The organism is bacterium (assembly GCA_023150945.1).
Taxonomy (GTDB): domain Bacteria; phylum Zhuqueibacterota; class Zhuqueibacteria; order Zhuqueibacterales; family Zhuqueibacteraceae; genus Coneutiohabitans.
Genome location: JAKLJX010000025.1, coordinates 74475 through 94988 on the forward strand (window position 1 = coordinate 74475; position 20514 = coordinate 94988).

Genomic DNA, 20514 nt, shown 5'->3' on the forward strand with positions numbered 1-20514 from the left:
GTTTATTCCTCGAACACGAACTGAAACGTCAGTTGCACGGTGTTGTTGATGTTGAAGGCCGTGGCGCCCTCTTCAAAAGGCATCAGGGCCTCGTTGCCCAGCACCACCGAAAAGACTTGCGAGAAGAAGCGCGCCTTGGGGTTGAAGGGAATGTCGCTGACTTCGGTGCCGGTGGCCTTGCGCACGAATTCGAGCGTCCAGCGGCCGTTTTCGTGGCGGCCAAAGCAACGGATGTCGGCCGATCCTCCGCTCGGCGTTTGCAGCACGTGGCCGGGCACGGTCACCGCAGCTTTGGGCGCGGCATAAGCGCTGGTGGCCAGCGTCGCGGCCTCGGTCTCCAGGAGGAAGGACACGTTCTCACCGGCGTCAGAGTAAACCGGCGGCAGGCGGGGCGGGGTCGCGGCGGGATCGGTTTTCCAGGCAGAGCGGGGCCGGTCGTCACTCTGATCGCGCGGCGTGCGGTTGTCGTCGTAGTTCTCATCCCAGGTGTTGCGGTTGGTGGCGGTGTCGTTGTAGAAATTCAAACCATCCACGCGCACCAAGTAAGGCTCGAAGGTGCGGCCGCTTTGGAAGCCCTCGACGGTCATGTCCTGAAAGTAGCCCATGGGATTGGTGGCGGCGGCATCCCACAGCCAAATATCCGTGTCTTTAGTCAGACCATACCAATACAGCAACAGCCAGTCGGAACCTTGCTCATTACGTGACCAGCGCGAGTCAGCGGGATTGAAAGTCCAAGTCTTGCGGCTCAGACTCTTGCTGGCATCCGGCCAGGTTGCCAGAAAGCCGACGTACGCCACGTCCAGCGTGTCCTGCCGGGCCGTGTCGATTTGAGTTTCCTGCCACCACAGCGCTTTGAACTCGATCAACAAACCCTCCGCCGGCAGATTTACTCCGCCGGTTTTGGCATCGAGAAAAACACGATAGCCGGTGGACTTTTGCCAGACTTCATCGAGACCGCGGCCATCGAGCACCGGGCCTTGCTTGACAAAGGGGGCGTAAAGTTCCTGCGGTTGCTGCACCGCGGTGGGCAATTCCCCGCTGCCGCAACCCAGGAACAAGGCCGCCATCCCCAACGGCCAGCTCATGACGAACCAAAATTTGCGGAACGCCGACATGGCGGTAACTCCGAGTTTTCTTCCTGCTGCGGCGGGGCGCCGGGCTGTTCTCGCTGCCGGGCGGCGCCGCTGCAGCACACCGGTGATAGTTAGAACTCCAGGGCAAGGGTAAAGCGCTGCGCCGTTTCGAGAAAGCCAAAGTCAGAATAGGCATAATCGAGGCGGCCGCGCACGCCGGAAAGCCCGAAGGCGGCGCCGGCGCCAAACGAGAAGCCTTCGAACGGCTCATCGACTTTGTCGAGTTTTTCCAGCTCCAGGTTGGTGCGATAGCCGGCGCGCAACGCGACCAGCTCTTTCAGGTTGTACTCCAATCCCAACGCGAGCTGTTCGATGTTGTCATTGGGATGGTTGCCCTGCACGGTGACAACCAAGCTGTTGGACTCGTTGCGATGGAGGTCCATCATCGCGCCGAGACGGAAATCGATGGGCAGGGAAAATTGCTCGCGGAAGTATTTGGCGTCCGGCCCGAAATTGCTGATGTTCATCCCGAATTTCATGCCGCGCACGCCGATGTCGAACAACGTGCCGAGATCGAGCGCCATGGTGCTCACCCCGGCGCTGCCGAGATATTCGCGGATGTACTTCACGGTGCCGCCGAAGGAAAAGCGGTTGGTCAGCCGGCGCGCAAAGGTGGCGCCCACCATCCAGTCGCTGGCGTTGAAATAACCGCCGGTCCAGCCCTGATAGGGCAGGGTGACTTTCATGTCGCCGGTGGAAAGCATGCCGATCTGCACGCCCAGCACGCCCACCCCCGCCACCGGCAGAATAGCCGCGCCAAACTCGTAGTTGATGTCCGCCGGCCATTCCACGTGGCTCAGCAGCACCGCTTTTTGGTCGAGAGCGGTGAGGCCAGCGGGATTGTAGTAGATCGCGCTGGCATCATTGGCCAGCGCCACAAAGGACTCTGCCATGCCGACGGCGCGGGCGCCCACGCCGATTTTGAGAAACTGCATGCCGGTGGTGCCCACCTTGCCGCGGCCGGCGGTGTCGCGCAGCTCGAGGTCACGATCCTGCGCCAGCACGGCGGCCGCCGGCAGGAGTGCGGCGCACATGAGCAGAACGATTTTCTTCGCAACCATGACAAGCTCCCTTAGTAGATGACCGCAAATTTGCCGACATACGTGCCTTGCGCCGAGGTGACGGAAAAGAGATACACGCCGCTCGCGATCGCCTGGATGTTGCGCGTCACCATGTTCCACGATTCGCTGTGCTTGATCGCGCTGCGGCCGGGATAATCGTGCTCGAGCGTGGCCAGCAAATCCCCCGCGAGCGAATAGATGCGAATGGTGCACTGCGGCGGCAAGTTGGTGAAGTCGATGCGCCGGTCGGTGTCGGCGGTGCCGCGCTCCCAGCCGATCTCCGAATAACTTTCACTCAGACGGTAGGGATTGGGCACCACCAGCACTTCGCTGAGGGCTCGCGTGCCGTCCGGTCCGGCGGAAGGCGCCACTTTTTTCAGATTGATGACCGGGCTGCTTTCCAGCGATTCCAGGCCGGTCGGCCCGTAGCCGCTGTCGAACGCCGTTACCGCGTAGTACAGAAACTCACCGTTGGTGAGGCCGCGATCCACGTAGGTGTACCACACTTTGCCGGTGGCGGCATCAGTGGCGGGATTCAGCGCGCTGTAGCCGAAATCATAGCCGAAGCCGTCGACTTGATCATATTCGCCCAGCATTTCCATCTCATTCAACACGCCGCTGCGGCTGCGGTAGATGCGATAGCCCTGAAAGTCCTGCACCCGGCTGAAGCGATCGACCGTGCTTTCGGCCGAATTGTCCCAGCGAATAGTGACGGTTTTGTCGCTGGGAATGATTTCCATGTTGGGCGCGGGCGGCGGCGGTGGCCCGGAAAAATCCGGGATGCCATCAGCCGGCGGATTGTCATACACGTCGCGCGCCCAGCGGGCGTTGATGCCCAAATCATCGAACTCGTCGTTTTCGCCTTCCGGCGTGCCGCCCAGGTAAGCCAGCGTGAGCTTGAGCGTGCTGTCCGGCGGCACCTCGAACGGACCGAAGGAGAGAAAGTAGCGCGTGTCCATGCCGGAGGGATCAATGCCCGGCGGCGGATTCGACTGCGTTTGATCGGGATCGATCTCGCCATTCGACATGATGCGATACTTCTTGGCATCCGTGTCCGGGTGGCCGGAATAATCGAACGGATTGTTGGGATTGGTGGGGCCCCAGTCCGTGGGCGGATCCCACCAGTTGTAGGAAATGGTTTTGGGATCCGGGAAGAGCACGCGCACACCGGTCACGCCCGGGGTCGCGCCGTTGTCGCCGTCATTGTCCTTGATCCACGCGACGTTGACGGTGTCACCATCATCATTCACCCGCAAAAAGCCGGTGATGTCATCGGCATAGTAATTGGGGAGAGTCGTCAAGCCGCAATCGCCGTCAATGTAAACGCCCATGTAAAGCTTCTTGAGGGTGCGCGGCCGGCCAAGCGAGCGGGAGATGTTCTCGATCAGATAATCGAAGATGACAAAATCCTCCGCGTAGGAATAGCTCCAGGCATAACTCTTCTGCGTGACCTTGATGCCCAGCGGCTTCTGATGGCCTTCCCAGGCAAAAGCGGTATTGGTGTCGGTGTACACCGCAACGAAGTCCTGCTCGGAAATGGCATCAGGACTGAAGTTGGGCGCACCTGGGCGGTTGGTGAATTCGAGAATCGAGTCCGACTCAGAGAAGCCGGGGAACAGTTCGTTCCATGATTGCCAGCCGTCGAAGCCGAAGGAAACCAGCGTGTCCAGGCCGCCCTCCGGTTTATCGACCAAAGCGCCGATCCAAATCGAGCCGACGAAGAGATACTCGATGTTCGAGTTGGCGGGGAATTCGCAGCTCGGCCGTTTGCCGCGCGAGCCGAACTCGCCGAAATTGGTGACCGACAGCCAGATGTTGCCCACCTGATGGGCCTTGGTTTGGGTGAATGGCGGCAGCGCCATGCTCTTGGCCGGCGCCGACTGCCGGCCGCGCTGGGCAGCCTCATGCCGGGCTTTATCACCGGCGAAGGCCAGCCCGGCAGCCACACTCAACAGCAACGTCAACAGGAGAGTCTTTTTCATATCAACATTCCTTCTTGCGCCACCGGCCGTGCCACCCCTGCCGGTGGATCGATGAGTGGATGGTCTTACCATTCGAATGCCAGACCCATGAGAATATTGCGGCCGGGCGTGAACGCCGAGGGGTTCAAATCCTGCGGCCGGTAGAAGGCCAGCACCTGGCCGGTTTCTTCGTAGATCGCGCGGGCGTTGCGGCGGTTGGTGAGGTTTTTCACTTCGAGCAGCACCGAGGTTTTCAAGCCCCAGTAGCGGAAATCTTTGTTCGCGCGCACATCGACCCAAGTGCGATAAGGCAGGCGCGCCGAGTTGCGGGTGGTAAATTGATCGCTGGAGCGGCCGGAGGGCGTATAAGGCTTGCCCGACTCAAAGCGCCAAACCATGTTCACACCCATGTCGGCCGGCAGGCGCACGCCGAAGAAGGACGGCCGCGCGCCCGAGTTCACCCGGAAATCGAAGTTGACGTTGAGCGAATGCCGCACGTCCCAATCCAGCGGCCACTCGCGAATGGGGATGGGCTGGCCGCGCGCGCCGAAGTCGTAACCCTGGCGATAGCTCGAGCTCTTGCCGGTGGCATAGGCCAAAGTGTAGTTGATGAAGCCGGAGGTGAAGTGGCTGTAGCGTTTCTCCAGCGAGAACTCCAGGCCGCGCGCGCTGCCGAAATCGCGGTTGATGTAGACGCTGTAGGTGAAGGGATCCCGGCCGCGGGTTTCGGTGTTGAGCAGGCCGTTGTAGTCTTTGAAAAAGGCGGTCGCGCCCAACCGCACTTCGTCGCCGAAGGCATGCTTGACACCCAGCTCATACTGTGTGGTCTCTTCCGAGCCGAGATTGGGATTGCCGAGCAACTGCAGCGCGCCGGAGGATTGCGTATCCTGAATAAACAGGAATTGATAATCCACCTGCTGGGTGAAGCGGCCGAATTGAAAATAGAGAATGTCCTTGTCGGTCACCGGGTGTGAAATGCCGAGGCGGGGATTGAAGGTGATTTTGACTTTGCGGCCGAAGAGATCGGTGCCTTCATCCACTTTGTCTTCCACCTGCGTGCCCGGCGTCCACAGGTCCCAGCGCATGCCAACATTGACGATCAGGCTTTCGTATTCGATTTTGTCCTGCACATAAAACGCGGCATTGGCGGGCGTGCGCGTGTAGAAATCGCGGAAGGCGCCCAATGCCGGCCACGGTCCGTCGTCGATGGGCGTACCGCCGGTTGCCGGATCCCAGCGCTCGTTGTAGCGATAGGGATACTTGATCTCGCCCAGGAACATGTCGTAGTAGGCCAGCTCGAAGCCGGTTTTGAGCTGGTGGCGGCGGTGCAACTGGCTGGTCAAGTCCATTTTCATGGACGACGTTTTGGTGTGGCGATGGTGGTAGGTGCCGCGCGCCGGGAAGCCGGCTTCGTAGAAACCATCCTGATCATCATCGCGCACAGTGACGCTGCCGAGATCGAGGTAAAGCTGGCGCACCTCCGGCGGCAACAGGCCGCCGGGCGTGAGCAGGTAGTCCTGGTCGGAATAACTCAGCACGAGATCATAGAACGTCTTGTCGCTCAACGTGTGCGTCCATTTCAGCGAATGGCCGAAGGAACGCTCGTCGCGCTGCCAGAAATTCTCCGGAATACGGGAGAAGGCGTGATTGTACTCGTCGTAATAGCTGCGATCGGTTTGATAGCTGTAGGTCAGCTTCATGCGCGGGGAGAAACGCACGCTCAAATTCGTGAGGGAATTGTAGCGGTTGTCCATGCGATTGGGCAGACCGAGGCGCAGCAGATTCAGGCCCAGCAGGTTCAGCTCGCGGGTTTCTGCGGAGCGGTCCTCGCCGGTGGGCGCATAGTAGGCGAGATCGAACGGCGAGGTGAGATCGGTGAAGTTGCCCGAGCCGGCAACGAAGTAGGTGATTTCCTGCACCGGCAATTTGATTCCCAGGCGCGGCAAGAGGTGCGTGGTGAGCGGCTCCGGCCCACCGAAGCTGAGTTCGAGGCGGTCGGTGTTGTGCGAGTAGGTCCGCAGTTGCGTGCCGTCACCGTAGGGGGTTTTGAAACTGCCGGTGCCGAAATCGTCGGTCAGATACATCAAACGGCCGGTGTGCCGCGCGCCGCCCTCTTTGGTGACGACGTTGACGATGCCCGACATGGCGTTGCCGTATTCGGCATTGAAACCGCCGGTGATGACTTCCACCTCCGAAATCGCGTTGGCCGGAACCGACAAGCCGCCGCTGCGCGCGGTCAACTCATCCACCGGATTGGAAGTGAACTCGCCGACTTGCTCCGCGGTGGTGCGGGTGGCCTGGTTGAAATGCGGGTCGCGCGAAGACACGCCGTCGACCACGTACAACATTTCGCCGGTGCGGCCGCCGCGCACGTTGATGTGCAGGCCTTCGCCCACCACGCCCGGCTGGCGCGCGACCAAATCGCGCACATCCGCGACCGTCGGCATGTTCGCGATCCGCTCCGAATTCAGGCGATGCGAACTGAAGGTTACGTCCTTCTCGATGATCGGCCGGTCAGCCACCACGGTCATGCCTTCGCTGATTTCCAACACGGTCGGCAGAAGCGAGAAATCGACTTTGGTGGTCAGGTCGGCTGCCACTTTCACTTTGGTCACGGTCAACGATTCGAAACCGATCACGGTGGCGCGGACGGAATAGGTGCCGGGCGGGACCTGCAGAATGAAGTAGTAACCGCTGCGATCGGCCGCGGCGCCCATGGTCGTGCCGACGATCATGACGCTGGCGCCGGCCAGGTGCTCGCCGGTCTGCTTGTCGAGGATGCGGCCGGCAATCTTGCCGGTGGTTCCGGCAAGAAGCAAACTGCCAGACGACAGCAACACCAGCGTAACGGCGGTAAGCGTGCGCATGATTTGTTTCATTGCTCAACCTCCACTCTCTTGGAGCGATTTGCGACGCATGCGAAAAATCCGGGGGCGGGCAGCGGCCTCGTCCGCCCGCTCGCGCAGGCAGTCTCTTGATCCGCGTTGCCGGCCGCGGGCGTCAAGCCAGCCTCACTCTTTCACAAATCAAAAACCGTAGCTGATTGCAAAGGTAATTTCGTTGAATCTCTGCTCGGTGGTGGAAGGCCGGTCGTTGTAAAAATCGCCGGAGTCGAGCCACCATTCCATCTCCCGCCTGCCGCGTTCGAAGGCCGCCTCCACACTCCAGGAAGCTTTGCGCAGGCCAATGCCGAAGGTCATCACGTCGGCTTGAATTTGCTCGCCCAAGTAGCGCCCCTGGAAGTAGCGATCCTTGTAAGGGCTGGGATCGGTGTAGAATCCGAGACGCAGAGGAAACTCGGCCCAACGCGTGGCCGCGAGATATTCCAGCCCCAGGTGAATCGCGTTGCCGTCGAGCAGGCCGGCATCCTGCTTCACGCCGTCAATGGAGACCTGGGCATCGGCCCAGGGTTTGGCTTCATAATCAAACGCCAGCGTCAACCGCGGCTTCGGCTTGAGGGCGATGCCCAGGGTGTAAAACAGAGGAATATCCAGTTTAAACTCGTTGAGCTGGTTGGCCGGTGTGTCAAAGGTTTCGCCGGGTTCGCCGGTGTTGAGGCCGCCGGTATTGAAATACACGAATTCGCGCTGCTCCGCAATCTTGAACTGCCAGCCGGGCGTGAACGTGGCGCCCAGTGCCAGCCATGCGGTCGGCCGGGCTTGCATGCCGACGGTCGCAAACGAGCCGGAGTACGATTCCTCGTCGCCAAAGGCATAGAAGACTGTTTCATCGAGAAACGTGGACTTGAGCTCGAGTTTGTACTTCGAAAAACCATCAAGCACATGAAAGCTGGCACCCAGGCTGAGCTGCGGCAGCAGGTCGACGGCCAGCGCAGGCGTCAAGGCGTAGAGGCTGCCGGAAGGGATTTCCACCTCGGCGTACGTGCCGGCGGGATAGACATAGAAGGTGTCGGTAGTCTTTTGCGCCAGCGGGCTCATGCGATGATAGGCCGCACCTGCCGTCACCCGGCGCTCGCCCAAACTGAAGGAATAGGCTGCGCCGGCAAACGTGGGCAGCAGCCGGGGATCAATCTCCGATACGACTTTGCGGCCGGCAAGAGATTGCACGCCAACCTCCTGGCCGTTGAGATTGAAACTGCCATTGAAAGAGAGGTCGAGGCCGGACAATTGCGTCAAGCCGGCGGGATTCCAGACCATGGCATCCAAAGAACGGGAACTGGCGGCGTAGGCGCCACCCATTCCCAGGGCCGCTGCACCCGCCCGACGGAAGTTCAGCTCGAATTGCCGGTCACGTGAGCGGGCAAAGAATCGCTGCGAGACGATGCCGAACGCATTGTCGGGGTCTTCGAACTGTGCCAGCACGCGCCACGGCAGGAGCGGCATCAAAATGCACAGCAGGACTGGTAATTTGATTTTGTCCATAGAAACTTCCCAAAAGAAAGTCAAAATTCGTTGCAACCTTTTCTGTGGGCAGTTCGTCTTACCAGCGGAAACGAAAAAGCCTGGCGTAACGCCCGGCTTCCTTCATTGCAGCATAAAAAGGAAGCGGGGCGAATCCAAAAGGCGGCTTCGTTTTCGCAGAACTTGAGGCTATCGACGCTTGACTTGGCGGTCCGTCGGTAGCCTTTTTTGTTTTGCTGCAGAAAAAGCGGCACAGCGTTGCAAGCTGAAAAATCTGAAAACGGTATTACACCGGCGCGGGCGAAACATGCTCCTCACCCAACTGCATTTTGGCTAAGAAAGAGCCTTTGCTCGCAACGGCGCTGCAACGAACAGGCTGCTGCCATCAGAATTTATGGATCGGAATTTCTATGCGTCCTGCAACTGCAAACGAGGCGGGGAAACTGCACTGAGTAAAATCGCACAGCCTTGCTTTTCGCGTGGCGTGTTTATAGCAAAATTTGCCCGCATTGTCAAGACAAATCTCTGTGCAACTCAAAGCTTTTGCGCGATCCCTGCCACCTCTCCTCTTGCCTCCCGTCGCCCTGCCCGGTCGTTTCACCATGCTTCATACCCAGAGCTTGTGCGAAAATGCTCAAATCCTGGCTGAGCCGAGGTTCCGAAAACTTCGAGTGTCGTGGCAACATGGACAAGCTTCCCAATTGACTGGGTTGTTTCGATCGGTTGGAAAGATGCATTTGCTTCCAAAGCAACGATTTCACTCAACCGGAACGACACCTCGTTCCAGGCAAGTCGAAATCACCCGCTTAATCCGCGACGGTGAAGCCGATTCCCCGCAGTTTTTCCAGCGTCGCGGGGGCCCTGCCGCCCGCGGCCACGCGATAGTTGGCAAACTCCCGGCGATAGTTGTAGTCGTGGCGCAGTTTGTCGAACCAGCGGCCCTGCTCGTCCGGTGTGGCATGCGGGTCGGCAAAGCCCTGGCGCAGGCGGGCATCATCTGCGCGGATATCATACGCCCGGCGAACGACGGCCTGCAGTTGGCGTTCGACGGTGGACTGCGCTGCTTCTGCCGTTTCAATGCGGGGCGCAGTGACCGGTGGCACAAAAGGCGCCGCGTTCCAGGCCGGAGTCACTCCGAGGAAGCGACAGGCAGCTTCATAGATCATCAGCGTGGCGCGCAGCTTGCCTTCGAAGGAATATCCGGCAATGTGCGGCGTGGCCAGCGTCGTGCGCCTCACCAATTCCGCATCAATCTGCGGCTCACCCTCCCAAACATCGAGGATCGCGCCGGCAAGCCGGCCGCGCCGCAGACTCTCTTTAAGAGCGCGATTGTCAACCACCGGCCCGCGCGCGGTGTTGATCAGCAGGCCAGGGGGCCGCATTTGCCGCAGAATTTTCTCATTGATGAGATGAAAGGTGGGATCAGGACCGTTGTGCGTCAACGGCGTGTGCAGAGTGAGAATATCCGCTTGCAGCAATTCGCCGAGGGGAAGAAAGGCAGGGGTGGCAGACTCAGCAGATTTTTTTTCGGCACGGGCGCGCGGTGGGTCGTTGAGCAAAACTCGCAAGCCCAGCGCGCGCGCCTTTTCAGCGACCCGGGAGCCGACATTGCCGACACCGACAATGCCGATGGTCAGCCGCGTGAGCGCAAGCTCCCGCTGCACGGCCCAATGCAGCAATGCGCAGCAAACATATTCCGCAACGGCGTTGGCGTTGCAGCCGGCAGCCGTGGCGAATGGTATGTTCCGCTGCTGCAGGTATTCGCTATCGACGTGGTCCGCGCCAATAGTCGCCGTGGCCACGAACTTCACCGGCGTGCCGTGCAACAAGCCGGCATTGACCGGCGTGATCGAGCGCACCAACAGCAGGTCCGCCTCCTGCAGAACCGCAGCCGTAATGGCCCGGCCGGACAGGAGACGAACCGTGCCCAGCGTCTCGAATGCGGGCTGGACAAAAGGAATGTTCTCGTCAGCAACGATCTGGAGCATGACAGATGCGCGTGAAGGATGCCTTCAAGTGCCGGTCAGTGCAAGCCCTGCGGCCAAAGCAGAGCAACCTTCGAGTTGGCGAGAAATCAAGGTGATTAGAACCGGCCGCCGAAGCCGCCCCGGCCGCCACCACCGCCACGACCACCGCGGCCACCGCCCGTGCCCCGGCCACCACCGCCACCGCCGCTGCGCTTGTCGGTCTTGGGACGGGCTTCGTTCACAATCAAGGAGCGGCCCTGCAATTCCTTGCCGTCCATCTCCTTCATCGCCGCCATGGCCTGCGCCTTCGAGGGCATCTCGACAAAGGCGAAGCCGCGGGGCTCTCCGGTAAACTTGTCCTTGATTAGCGTCACCGAAGTCACCTCGCCATGCGCTGCAAAAGCATCGCGAAGCTCATCTTCCGTCACCGACCGTGCGATGTTGCCTACGTAGATGTTCACGGTACCAGACTCCATAGATTAATAGGTCGCCACTCGTCTGCGGAGGCGAGTGGATGAATCAGCCCGCATTCTCGGGTTACATCGCGACGCGTCGGTGCAACTGACCCGCGAAACAGGTCGGGACGAACTGATGAGCGGGAGTGGGTTAGATCTCGTTGCGGCATGCGGTGCAACGGCCGCCGGCTCATCAATTCACAAGCAGCCCGGCAGCCGCAACGTTTCTTAGCTAAACAGAACTTCGATATCCTCGGCGCTCAGTTGCTTGAACAAACCGGCATCGGTCGTGATCAAATCCGCGACAATGGCTCGTTTCCGTTCCTGCAACTGCAGAATCTTCTCTTCGACCGAATTGCGCACAATGAGCTTGTAAGCGAACACATTCTTCTCCTGGCCGATGCGGTGCGTGCGGTCGATCGCCTGCGCCTCTGCCGCAGGATTCCACCACGGGTCATACAAAATCACATAATCCGCCGCCGTCAAATTCAGGCTGAAACCACCGGCCTTGAGGCTGATGAGAAACACCCGCGTCTTGGGGTCATTCTGAAACCGGTCGACCTGCGCCTGGCGGTCACGCGTGTGGCCGTCAAGATAGGCGTAGGGAATGCCCTGTTCGTCGAGCCGGCGGCAGATGATCCGCAACATACGCACAAATTGGGAAAACACCAAGACTTTATGATCCTCGGCCAAAATGTTTTCCAGCAGGTCATTGAGCGCGTCGAACTTGCCCGACACCGGCGCCACCTGCTGGTCGATCAGCGATGGATGGCAGCAAATCTGCCGCAACCGCACCAGCCCCTCCAACACGTACATGCGCGAACGCTCCAGCCCCTGCAAATCGATCTGGTGCATCACGTGCGCGCGATAGTAATCGCGCCAGCGCTCGTAGAGCTTGCGCTGCTCCGGCAGCATGTCGCAGTAGAAAAGATTTTCGACCTTGGCGGGCAGTTCCTGCGCCACCTCCTGCTTGGTGCGGCGCAGAATGAAGGGGAAGATCATCCGGCGCAGCAGGCCGGCCGCGGTATGATCGCGCTCGCGCTCGATCGGCCGGGCAAACGCGTTGCGGAAATAATTCAAACTGCCGAGCAGGCCGGGATTGAGAAAATTGAACTGGCTCCACAACTCCTGCGTGTTGTTCTCTACCGGCGTGCCAGTGAGCACCAGGCGGTGGCCGGCCTGCAGGATGCGCGCGGCCTTGGCAGTCTGTGACAGCGGATTCTTGATGTGCTGTGATTCATCGAGAATGGCATAATGAAACCGGACGTTTTGCAGAAACTCGATGTCACGGCGCAGAATGCCGTAACTCATCAGCACCACGTCATAGCCGTCGAAATTCTTGGCGCGGCGGCGGTCCATGCCGGCGTGGGTCAAAACCTGCAGCGCGGGCGTGAAGCGCTCCAGCTCGTTTTGCCAGTTGAACAGCGCCGAGGTTGGGCACACGATCAAGCTCGGCGTGGTGATGCCGCGGTTCTTCTCGCTTTGCAGCAGGGCGAGCGCCTGGATGGTTTTGCCCAAACCCATGTCGTCCGCCAGACAGCCGCCGAAGCGGAATTCCTGCAGGAAGTAGAGCCAGTCCAGGCCGCGTTTCTGATACAGGCGCAGCGTGCCGCGGAAGCGCTTGGGCAGCGGTTGCGATTGGATGCCCTTGAAATTGCGCAGCCGCTCCAGGCTTTCCCGATAGGTCTCGTCGGTTTCCCTGCTGTCCGCCTCCTCGAGCAGAGCATCGATGAGTGTGAGATGATGGCGTGAGACCTTGACCCGGTCGCTCTCGATTTCACCGAGGTTGAACATGTGCGCCAGGCGCTGCTGCCAGTCCTCCGGCAACAGGGCCGTGCTACCGTCGCTCAGCTTGACGTAGCGGGTTTGATGCACCAGCGATTTGCGCAGTTCCTTCAGCGAAAGCGCAATGCCGTTGAAATCGATGCCGAGGCGGCAATCGAACCAGTCGATTTCGGTATTGACCGCCATGCGCAACTGCGGTTGCGCGCGGTTCACGCGAAATTGTTTGAGGCGGCCTTCCCCGTAGACCACGAACCCTTGCGCGATCAGCTTGGGCAGCTCGAACAACAGCCAGTCCAGCGCCCGGCTTTCACGCAGCACGAACTCGCCCGTGGTGCTTTGCCGCGCGCCGGAGGCGACCAGCGCTTCGCGAGCCTCCATTTCCGCCGGGTGATTGCGGCGCACGCGCAGGAAATTCAGGCCCTCGCCGTGATGCAACAACAGTTCCGCACCTGCGTCCGCGGCCATCGCCTCTTCCGGCATCTGGCATTCCACTTCCTTGCCGCCATAAACGAAAGCCAGGCGCACCAGCAGGTTGTCATACTGTTCACTCAGATGCAGGCTTTTCTCGGTGAAGTCGTCGATCACCGGGATGTTTTCCGATTGCGGCAGCACAAAATGCGGGAGCAGTCCGGGAACGCGCTCAATGGAGGCAAAGAACTCGCCCAGCTCGGACTGCGGCACGCGCAACTCCGCGCTGCTGCCCGCGAGCGAAAGCAGAAACTCGCGCGGCGGATTGCCCTCCAGCTTGATCAGCTCGTCTTCGTGCACCACCCACGCGGGCTGCGTGCTCAACAACCGCGTGCGCGGGCCAATCACCAGGATTTCATGGTTGCGAATGAGCTCGGGGCGCAGCAGGATGCCGTTCTCCACATTCTCCAGACGAATCTGAAAGCGGCTGGGCGTGGCTTCCACTTGCAGCGGCCGGACGCGCTCGAGGTCATCCTGCCAGAAGAACTCGCTGTCGCGCAGCAAGTCGAACAGCATGCCGATTTCCGCGCCGTAGCCCAGGCTGTAGCCCAGCCGATCGTTGTAGCTGTTGAAGGGGTATTGCGGCGCGATGTACTTCTTTTCGCCATAGTTGTCCAGCATCATCAGCGCCAGATTTTCGCGCTGCGTGCAGTTCACGCGGTAATACGGCTGCTCATGAATGGAAGTGGGATAGGCCGCGCCATAGGACCCGTCTTTGCGCCGGCGGCTGCGATACGGAATGATCTGCCATTCCTGCGGCCGCAAGCTCAAGGTGAAGTAAACGCCCCAGCCCTTGCGTTCGGTTGCCGGCGCCAGGTGCAACGGCGCCGCGTTCTTGCCGGGATGATGAACGTTGGTGATCACCTCACGCCAGCTTTTGGACTCCGGCGCAGCCGTCAGCTTGCCGTTGCCGTTGGATTTCTTTTCTGATTGACTCACATAGTCTGGAGAGGCATAGTAGTCTCGCGCCTGCAGCAACGCCGCCACCACATGCCCGCAAGTCGTGGGATACGAGCAGGTGCAACTCGTGACGAACTGGTTGTCATTGCGCTGGATCGAGACGAGCTGGGCCGGGAAATCATTCACCCGGGCGGAGAAAAAGTCGTCGTCCGTCTCCAGCAAACTCACGCGTCCGGATTCATACCAGCGCCTGCCGCGCCGGTAAGCCTCTTGACTGGCCAATCCGAGTATTTCACCGTTTTTGATTTGCATCAAGCTGAAATAAGAGATCGTCTCTGTCTTGCTTGCGGTCCAGGCCCGGCCCGGGTGTGCAGCCGCAGTCACCTCGAGGTGGCAGCGCTCCTCATGCCGGCGAATCGGAAATCAACAATTGGCGGCCGCCGCTGCTGGAGATGCGGACCGGCATTTCGTAAACCGCCTGCCGCATCATGCAGAGGTTACTGGCGTGATCGCAGAAATAGTACACCAACTCCACACGCAGTGCCGCCACCTCGCCGCTTGCAGAAACCTGCAGCGGCAGCGCCACCTCCGCCTGCGGCTGCGCCAGTGTCACGCCGGCGGTGCGCAGGCGCAGGGCCTGGTTGCGGCTGCGCGCCAAAATCTGCAGCGGCGAACCTTCATTGAACACACTCGCCGGGGGCAAATCGATCCGGATTTGCAGCGTTGCCTCACCCGGCTGCAGGTTTTGCTCGGGCAACCGTTGCACCGGCGTGCCCATCACCACCAGATGATCCGCCACCGGCAAGGCTTGCGGTTTGAGCCGCAGCGTCGCCGTGGTTTTCGTGTGCAGATCCACCACTCGCACCGCATGATTGTTGGTGTCGGCCACGTAAAGCCTGCCCTGCAACACCGCCAGACCCGACGGCTCGCAGAAGCGGGCGGCCGCGCCGTTCTCCAAACCGGGCTTGCCGTCGCCCGCCAGGGTTTTGCAGAGGCGCAAATTCGGATCCAGCACTTTAATCTTGTGATTGTAAGTGTCGGCGAGCAACACCTTGCCGTCGTGGAAGCATACGCCCAGCGGATGCTGCAGCCGCACGTTGTCGTCGCTGCCGTCATGATCGCCGAATTGAAACAGATCGCCGCCCACCAGCGTGCCGACCTTGTCGGTGCGCAGATCGATCTGGCGCACGGCGGAGATTTCACTGTCGGCAATAAACAAGCGCAGCAATTGCCTGCCAATCACTTCACCGGTGATGCCGCTGGGCTGCGCAAACGCGGCATTCAGGCGCTCGCCGTCACGGCGGGCTTCATGGCCGCTGCCCGCAAACGGCTCCAGTCGGTTCGTCTTCAGATCGATGGACCAGATCTGGTGCGGGCCAGCCATCGCGAGGTAGCCGGTGTCGCCGTAAATGAAAATATCCCACGGCGAATTAAGCGCAATCTTACGGCCGGCACCACCGCGCTGGCCGTAGCCGCCTTGCTCGCCGGTGCCGGCAATGGTCGTCACGCTGCGCGCGCCAAAGTCTACCCGGCGAAGCAAATGATTGTCGGTGTCGCAGACAATCAAATCTTCCCCATGCCACGCCAGACCCTGCGGATGGAAGAAATGGGCGGTCTCGAAATCGCCGTCGGCATTGCCCGCCAAACCGCTGCCGATGATCTCTTGAATCGTGCCGTCCGGGCTGCACACAATGAGACGATGATGGCCGGAATCCGCGATCACCAAACGCTGCGTGCGCGCCTCGGCAATGATCTTGCCGGGAAAATTCAACAGGGCCTCCGGCCGGTCGGGCTGCTCCAGCACCAGCGGCAGCGGCGAGTTGTCCAGCTTTCCCTCTTCCTGAAAGACTGCCAGGCCGACTTCGATGTAGTTGTCCAAAATCTCGCGATTGCCCTCACCGGAAAAAACACCGAGCAAGTAGCCGGTCGGATCAATCATGACGAGCGTCGGCCAGGCCCGCACGGTGTAGGCCTGCCAGATCTTGTAATCCTGATCCACCACCACCGGATGCTCGACCTCATAGCGCAGAATCGCCTGGCGAATGTGCGCCGTTTCCCTCTCGTTGTGAAATTTCGCCGAATGCACACCGATGACCACGAACGGACGGCCGGCGTATTTCTCCTCGAGATATTTCAGATCCGGAATCACGTGCAGGCAGTTGATGCAGCAGTAGGTCCAGAAGTCCAGCAGCACGATTTTGCCGCGCAGCTCAGCGAGCGCGAGCGGCCGGCCGGTGTTCAACCAGGGCGCCTCCGCGGGAAACTCCGGCGCTTTGATTTTCACTTTGGTGCGAACTTCGCGGATTTTCTCACGGATTTGGGAATGTAACGCCAGGCGGTCGGCTTCAGAGCGAATTGGGGTCATGAGGATCGAGCTTTCGGTTCGGCTTGCGCAGTTTTGCCTGAAACTCTCTGCTGCTGAGCAAGTGGCGGAAAATAGGCAAATTGCCGCAGAGATACAAGCAAGAATTCCGTCAAAAAGGGTTGCGTGCGAATCGGCAAAAGGGATTGTTTTTGTTGAAATGAAAAAGCGGCAGCCCACCGGGCGTGCCGCTTGGCAGCTCATCTTGGTTGAATGTTTCGCGCGATTAGTGCATGATCTTGCCGCCATACCCACCCTGCTCAATTCCTCCCGTTGCGGTCGAGGCACACGCTCTCGCGCAGATTGCGAAAATAATGCCTGCCGCTTGCCAGAGTCGGCCTGATTCGACACCTCCCCTGCAACGCGTGGGGCATCGCCCTCTCCTGCCGGCCGGCGTGGCGGCATTGCCATCATACGTCGTCTCCCCATGGTGACTCCAGCAACGCGTGCCTGCAGTGGGAGAAATCAAAACCACTCCGGAGCCGGTGGAAGAGTTCAACTCTGCAGCAACGGCAAATAGCGTTCCTGGATCACCTTGAGGTGATGGCGCTCGTGTCCCGCGATGATATACGCGAGTGCGCGCACGCTGACCGCGGTGTCGTTGGCCGTGCCGAGGCGTTCCGTTGCCGCCGTTTCAAAACCGCGAAACAATGACACGGTCGCCGCGCGAATGATTTCAAACTCACCGATCAAATCCGCCCAGGCGCGGGCATCGAAGTTGGCAGCCTTGACATAGTCATCCTGCTCGAAGCCGGGCAGAGGAGTCTGATCGCCGCGACTGAGGCACAACGCGCGATAGCTCATGACGCGCTCCGAGTCGCAAACGTGGCCGAGCACTTCTTTGATGCTCCATTTGCCCGGCGCATAGCGCCGCAGCGACTGTGCCTCGGAAATGCCGCGCAACACCGCCAGAGTGGAGTTGATCTGCGCGCTCAAATGCTGCAGCACGTCGCCGGCAGGCACCAGCGAGATATATCGGTCGTAGTATGGCGAATACTCAGAGGCCGTTGGCCGCGCGATCTCGGGAGCGGACTTCATCTATCGCCTTTCTTGGTTTGGTGAAAAGTGAATCGCGAAGAACCGGAAGTCGCGCAGAGAAATTCATGTGAAAATCTCTGCGGCAGGAAGGCCAGGCGGAATTCTGCGGCCGGATTTGTGTGCAAAACCCAGGAAGAAGAATGGCCGCCAGTCGGGCTTTCATGGTCGCGTTGCCGGCGTGCTGCATTGATCTTGTTGCTGGAGAAGTCGGGTCACTCTGCCGCGATTCATTCTGGTGTGGGGACGAAGCCGGCGTTGTCGTAACCTCGCCCTGGCCGCGCGGAACGGCACAACAGCAAGCTCGCGATGGGCCACCACCGCCAGCCATACCGACTTGTGGCCCGCGGGTTTCGTTCAAAAGCGGTAATGCCGGAGGCCGGGCAGTGTCCAATAGCCGTTGAGCCGTGCTCTGCTTTGAAAAGAACGTGCATGGCGCGATTCGCGCTTGCATGACCCGGCTGCAATCTTCCGACATGCCCTTGGGAATCTTTCCCGCGCAGGCTTTACCGATCAATTGCGGCCGTCTTCAGCGCAGCGCGGCTGGCCGTTGCGTAAGCCTTTTCCAACAGAATCGTAATGTTCTTGTTCTTGACGGCAAACGGGGATTGCCCCAGCCTTTTCAACACGGCAAACTCCACCTCCGGCAAAACCGGATTAGCTGAGAAAGCGGCCAGTTCTGCGCCGGCTTCCCAAAATGTTCCGAGACACTCTTCCAGCGGCGCCGTTGGAAATTTCGCGCCAAGCTCGATTTCATCCACCGCAGCCGTTTCTTCGGCAGTGCCGGCGCGCTTTTCGCGTAGCTCGTTGATAAGCTGCTCTTTGCTCTTGCCGCGCAATTTGAAAATCAAAAAAGGATCATCGTCGAACTGATCGGCCAGAATATAGTACACCGCCGCAATGTGCTTACAGGGATTCGCCCAATCCGGACAGGAACAATCCGTCTCCAGCTCGCGGGATGATTTGGGAAACAGCGGCACCTTGGCGGCTTCGAAAGCTTCTTCGATGTTTTGCGGCATTTCTCCGGCCAGCAGCTTCGCCACGAAAATCGCCTGCTCCGCCATGGCTTCCGTCACTTTATTCCAGTCCTTTTGCGAGAGTGGTTTGAGCGCGATTTTGATTTTGTACGGCGTTCGCTGCGAGCCTTGCACCTTTGCGGTGACCAAACCTTCCTGCACATCGATCGACATCACTTGCCCACGCCGTGCATAGCTGCGCCCCCGCCCGAGCCGCGCGCCCATGTGAAATGACTCCAAGACCCCAATCCACCGTTGCGACCACCAAGTTTTGCCGATGCTGCCGCCGCGGCTTTTGGGTTTGATGCCGTCTTTGACCGGCTTGGCAACGGAACGGGGATACCGCCAAAAATAATCCCAGTAGGGCATGGAGCCTCCTTGTTTTGTGCTCGGTAAACAATAAACTGCTTGCTGAACAATTGTGACCGATTGCTCAACAATCATCACTCCTGGCTGCCGCCGCTTTGAACTTCTCGCGCAATTCTTGCAATGCCACAAATATTGCATCCCTACCTGCTTCAATCTTCAAAGCCTGAAAAAGTTGCACTAGCCACGCGCGATAGGGCGCGAATTTATTGATTGTTTTTGAGGAATCCTTTCATATATTTTGCGCAGTTCGTTAACTTGAGTAAAGTTTTGTCAGCAATGAAAATCGAGGTGATTCAAATATGCAAGCTTACGAATTCAAACTTGAAACCTCCGATCGCGGCGAATTGATGATTCCTGCGGAGATCCAGAGAATCCTGCCGCAGCTAAAAAGGGCCCGTGTGATCCTGCTGTTGGATGACGACGGCACGGAGTGGCAACGTTTCACCAGCGCATCTTATGATGACGTTCCCGCGGCCGAAATCGCCAGACTGGCTGAGGCTGGCGGCGCATTCGACTTTCTCGCTGATCCCGAGGAAGACATTTACAGCGACGAGGATTTGAAAGTGCGCTATCGATGAAACGCGGAACGATTGTGCTCACGCCTTTTCCCTTTAGCGATCTGACGACGGCCAAGCGCCGTCCGGCGGTGATTGTCTCGTCCACCGATGAGAATGAAGTGATTGTCGCCTTTATCACTTCCCAGGCGAAAAAGGCCACACACCCCACCGATTTGCTTGTTGAAACTTCCCATCCGGATTTTGCCGCAACCGGTCTCAAAAAAGATTCTGCCATCCGCCTTCGCAAACTTTGCACGGTTGAGAAAAGCATCATCAATGGCGAAATCGGCGAAGCTTCGCAGAGTTTGATGCATGAAATCAACTTGAAATTGCGCATAGCGCTTCAACTTGATGAAACATTGGGAAATGAGAAAGCCCCTACTCTTTAATTCTCAAGTGCCAAGACATCGTTGACAAGTTTTGGTGCCAGGACATCGTGGACACTCTCCCCAGGGGTGGTAACGGAAGGAGCCCGTAGGGCGACTGGAGTTACCACCCCTGGGGAATTCGATCAAAAAAGTTTATAGTCAAACTCGTCGAATTGTTGTTGATCCAAATGGAGTTTGAGTTTTTGTTCTTTGACGTCAATCGTTGCGACAACGTATTCGTAAATCGCTTCGGGCGCGACGTGAAATTTCTCTCCAAACACGTCGAGGATGCAATCGCTCCGAACGAAACGAACCAGATGATATTTGCCGTTTTCTGGTTTCTGCAACGGATGTCGCGGCGCCAGCTCTTCTGGCGGAAAGTGTAAGCGTTTTTTCGTTAAGGCCAAGGTTTCAAGAGGTGTTCGTCCATGAAGCTTGCTGTACCGATAACGCCGATTGTGCTCCTGTTCAAAGAATCGCGATTGCTCACGCAACGCGGTTTCATCTGCCATCTCAACGCGGTCGAGAAACTTTTGCTGGTAATGGTCATTGAATTTTTCTACCACACCATTACGCCACGGCTCGCCTTTGGGAATGAACCAGAGCTCAATGTTATAGAGCAGGCACAACCGAATCAAACAGCCCATGCCATGCGGATGTGCCGGGCTGCCGTAGAAAACCATCTCGTTGTCGACTTGCTGATGTTTCGGCATTCC

The 20514-nt window shown here is 59.1% G+C and carries 15 protein-coding genes; 3 read left to right on the forward strand and 12 right to left on the reverse strand.

Going from position 1 to position 20514, the window contains the following annotated elements:
* Positions 1 to 2: 2 nt before the first annotated feature.
* From L6R21_23785 to L6R21_23825, 9 genes are all read right to left on the reverse strand, one after another.
* The gene (locus L6R21_23785; protein MCK6562233.1) at positions 3 to 1115 is read right to left on the reverse strand and encodes an ethylbenzene dehydrogenase-related protein; all 1113 of its coding nucleotides are present in this window, start codon (positions 1113 to 1115) and stop codon (positions 3 to 5) included.
* Positions 1116 to 1204: 89 nt separating this feature from the next.
* Complete coding sequence (locus L6R21_23790) at positions 1205 to 2194, reverse strand: PorV/PorQ family protein (protein ID MCK6562234.1); 990 nt, start codon at positions 2192 to 2194, stop codon at positions 1205 to 1207.
* An 11-nt stretch (positions 2195 to 2205) separates the two neighbouring features.
* Entirely contained in the window at positions 2206 to 4176 is a 1971-nt protein-coding gene (locus tag L6R21_23795) for a hypothetical protein (protein MCK6562235.1), read from the reverse strand.
* Positions 4177 to 4241: 65 nt separating this feature from the next.
* Positions 4242 to 7034: a TonB-dependent receptor gene (locus L6R21_23800; GenBank protein ID MCK6562236.1), complete on the reverse strand. Its 2793-nt coding sequence runs from the start codon at positions 7032 to 7034 to the stop codon at positions 4242 to 4244.
* Positions 7035 to 7181: 147 nt separating this feature from the next.
* Complete coding sequence (locus tag L6R21_23805) at positions 7182 to 8537, reverse strand: outer membrane protein transport protein (GenBank protein MCK6562237.1); 1356 nt, start codon at positions 8535 to 8537, stop codon at positions 7182 to 7184.
* A gap of 785 nt (positions 8538 to 9322) precedes the next feature.
* Positions 9323 to 10504 (reverse strand): 4-phosphoerythronate dehydrogenase, encoded by a 1182-nt coding sequence (locus L6R21_23810; GenBank protein ID MCK6562238.1) that lies wholly within the window; start codon positions 10502 to 10504, stop codon positions 9323 to 9325.
* Between the two features lie 95 nt (positions 10505 to 10599).
* Positions 10600 to 10944 carry an RNA-binding protein gene (locus tag L6R21_23815; protein ID MCK6562239.1) on the reverse strand — a complete coding sequence of 115 codons (345 nt, stop codon included), beginning with the start codon at positions 10942 to 10944 and terminating at the stop codon, positions 10600 to 10602.
* 222 nt (positions 10945 to 11166) lie between these two features.
* The gene (locus L6R21_23820; GenBank protein ID MCK6562240.1) at positions 11167 to 14403 is read right to left on the reverse strand and encodes a DEAD/DEAH box helicase; all 3237 of its coding nucleotides are present in this window, start codon (positions 14401 to 14403) and stop codon (positions 11167 to 11169) included.
* Positions 14404 to 14494: 91 nt separating this feature from the next.
* A complete protein-coding gene (locus L6R21_23825) occupies positions 14495 to 16456 on the reverse strand; it encodes a redoxin domain-containing protein (GenBank protein MCK6562241.1) in 1962 nt (653 codons plus the stop codon).
* Here L6R21_23825 and L6R21_23830 point away from each other — a divergent pair.
* Entirely contained in the window at positions 16455 to 16796 is a 342-nt protein-coding gene (locus tag L6R21_23830) for a hypothetical protein (protein ID MCK6562242.1), read from the forward strand. The genes L6R21_23825 and L6R21_23830 overlap by 2 nt on opposite strands.
* A gap of 152 nt (positions 16797 to 16948) precedes the next feature.
* Here the strand turns inward: L6R21_23830 and L6R21_23835 are convergent, their stop codons facing one another.
* Positions 16949 to 17491, reverse strand: coding sequence for a DinB family protein (locus L6R21_23835; GenBank protein ID MCK6562243.1), 543 nt, complete (start codon positions 17489 to 17491; stop codon positions 16949 to 16951).
* Between the two features lie 503 nt (positions 17492 to 17994).
* On the reverse strand, positions 17995 to 18873 hold the full coding sequence (locus L6R21_23840; protein MCK6562244.1) for an SWIM zinc finger family protein: 879 nt from the start codon (positions 18871 to 18873) through the stop codon (positions 17995 to 17997).
* A 299-nt stretch (positions 18874 to 19172) separates the two neighbouring features.
* On the opposite strand from L6R21_23840, the gene L6R21_23845 reads away from it, so the two are divergent.
* Positions 19173 to 19451: a hypothetical protein gene (locus L6R21_23845; protein ID MCK6562245.1), complete on the forward strand. Its 279-nt coding sequence runs from the start codon at positions 19173 to 19175 to the stop codon at positions 19449 to 19451.
* Positions 19448 to 19819 (forward strand): type II toxin-antitoxin system PemK/MazF family toxin, encoded by a 372-nt coding sequence (locus L6R21_23850; GenBank protein MCK6562246.1) that lies wholly within the window; start codon positions 19448 to 19450, stop codon positions 19817 to 19819. Before L6R21_23845 ends, L6R21_23850 begins: the two co-directional genes overlap by 4 nt.
* A gap of 122 nt (positions 19820 to 19941) precedes the next feature.
* Here L6R21_23850 and L6R21_23855 read toward each other — a convergent pair.
* Positions 19942 to 20514: IS481 family transposase (locus L6R21_23855; protein MCK6562247.1), on the reverse strand; the 573-nt coding region annotated here is incomplete at its 5' end.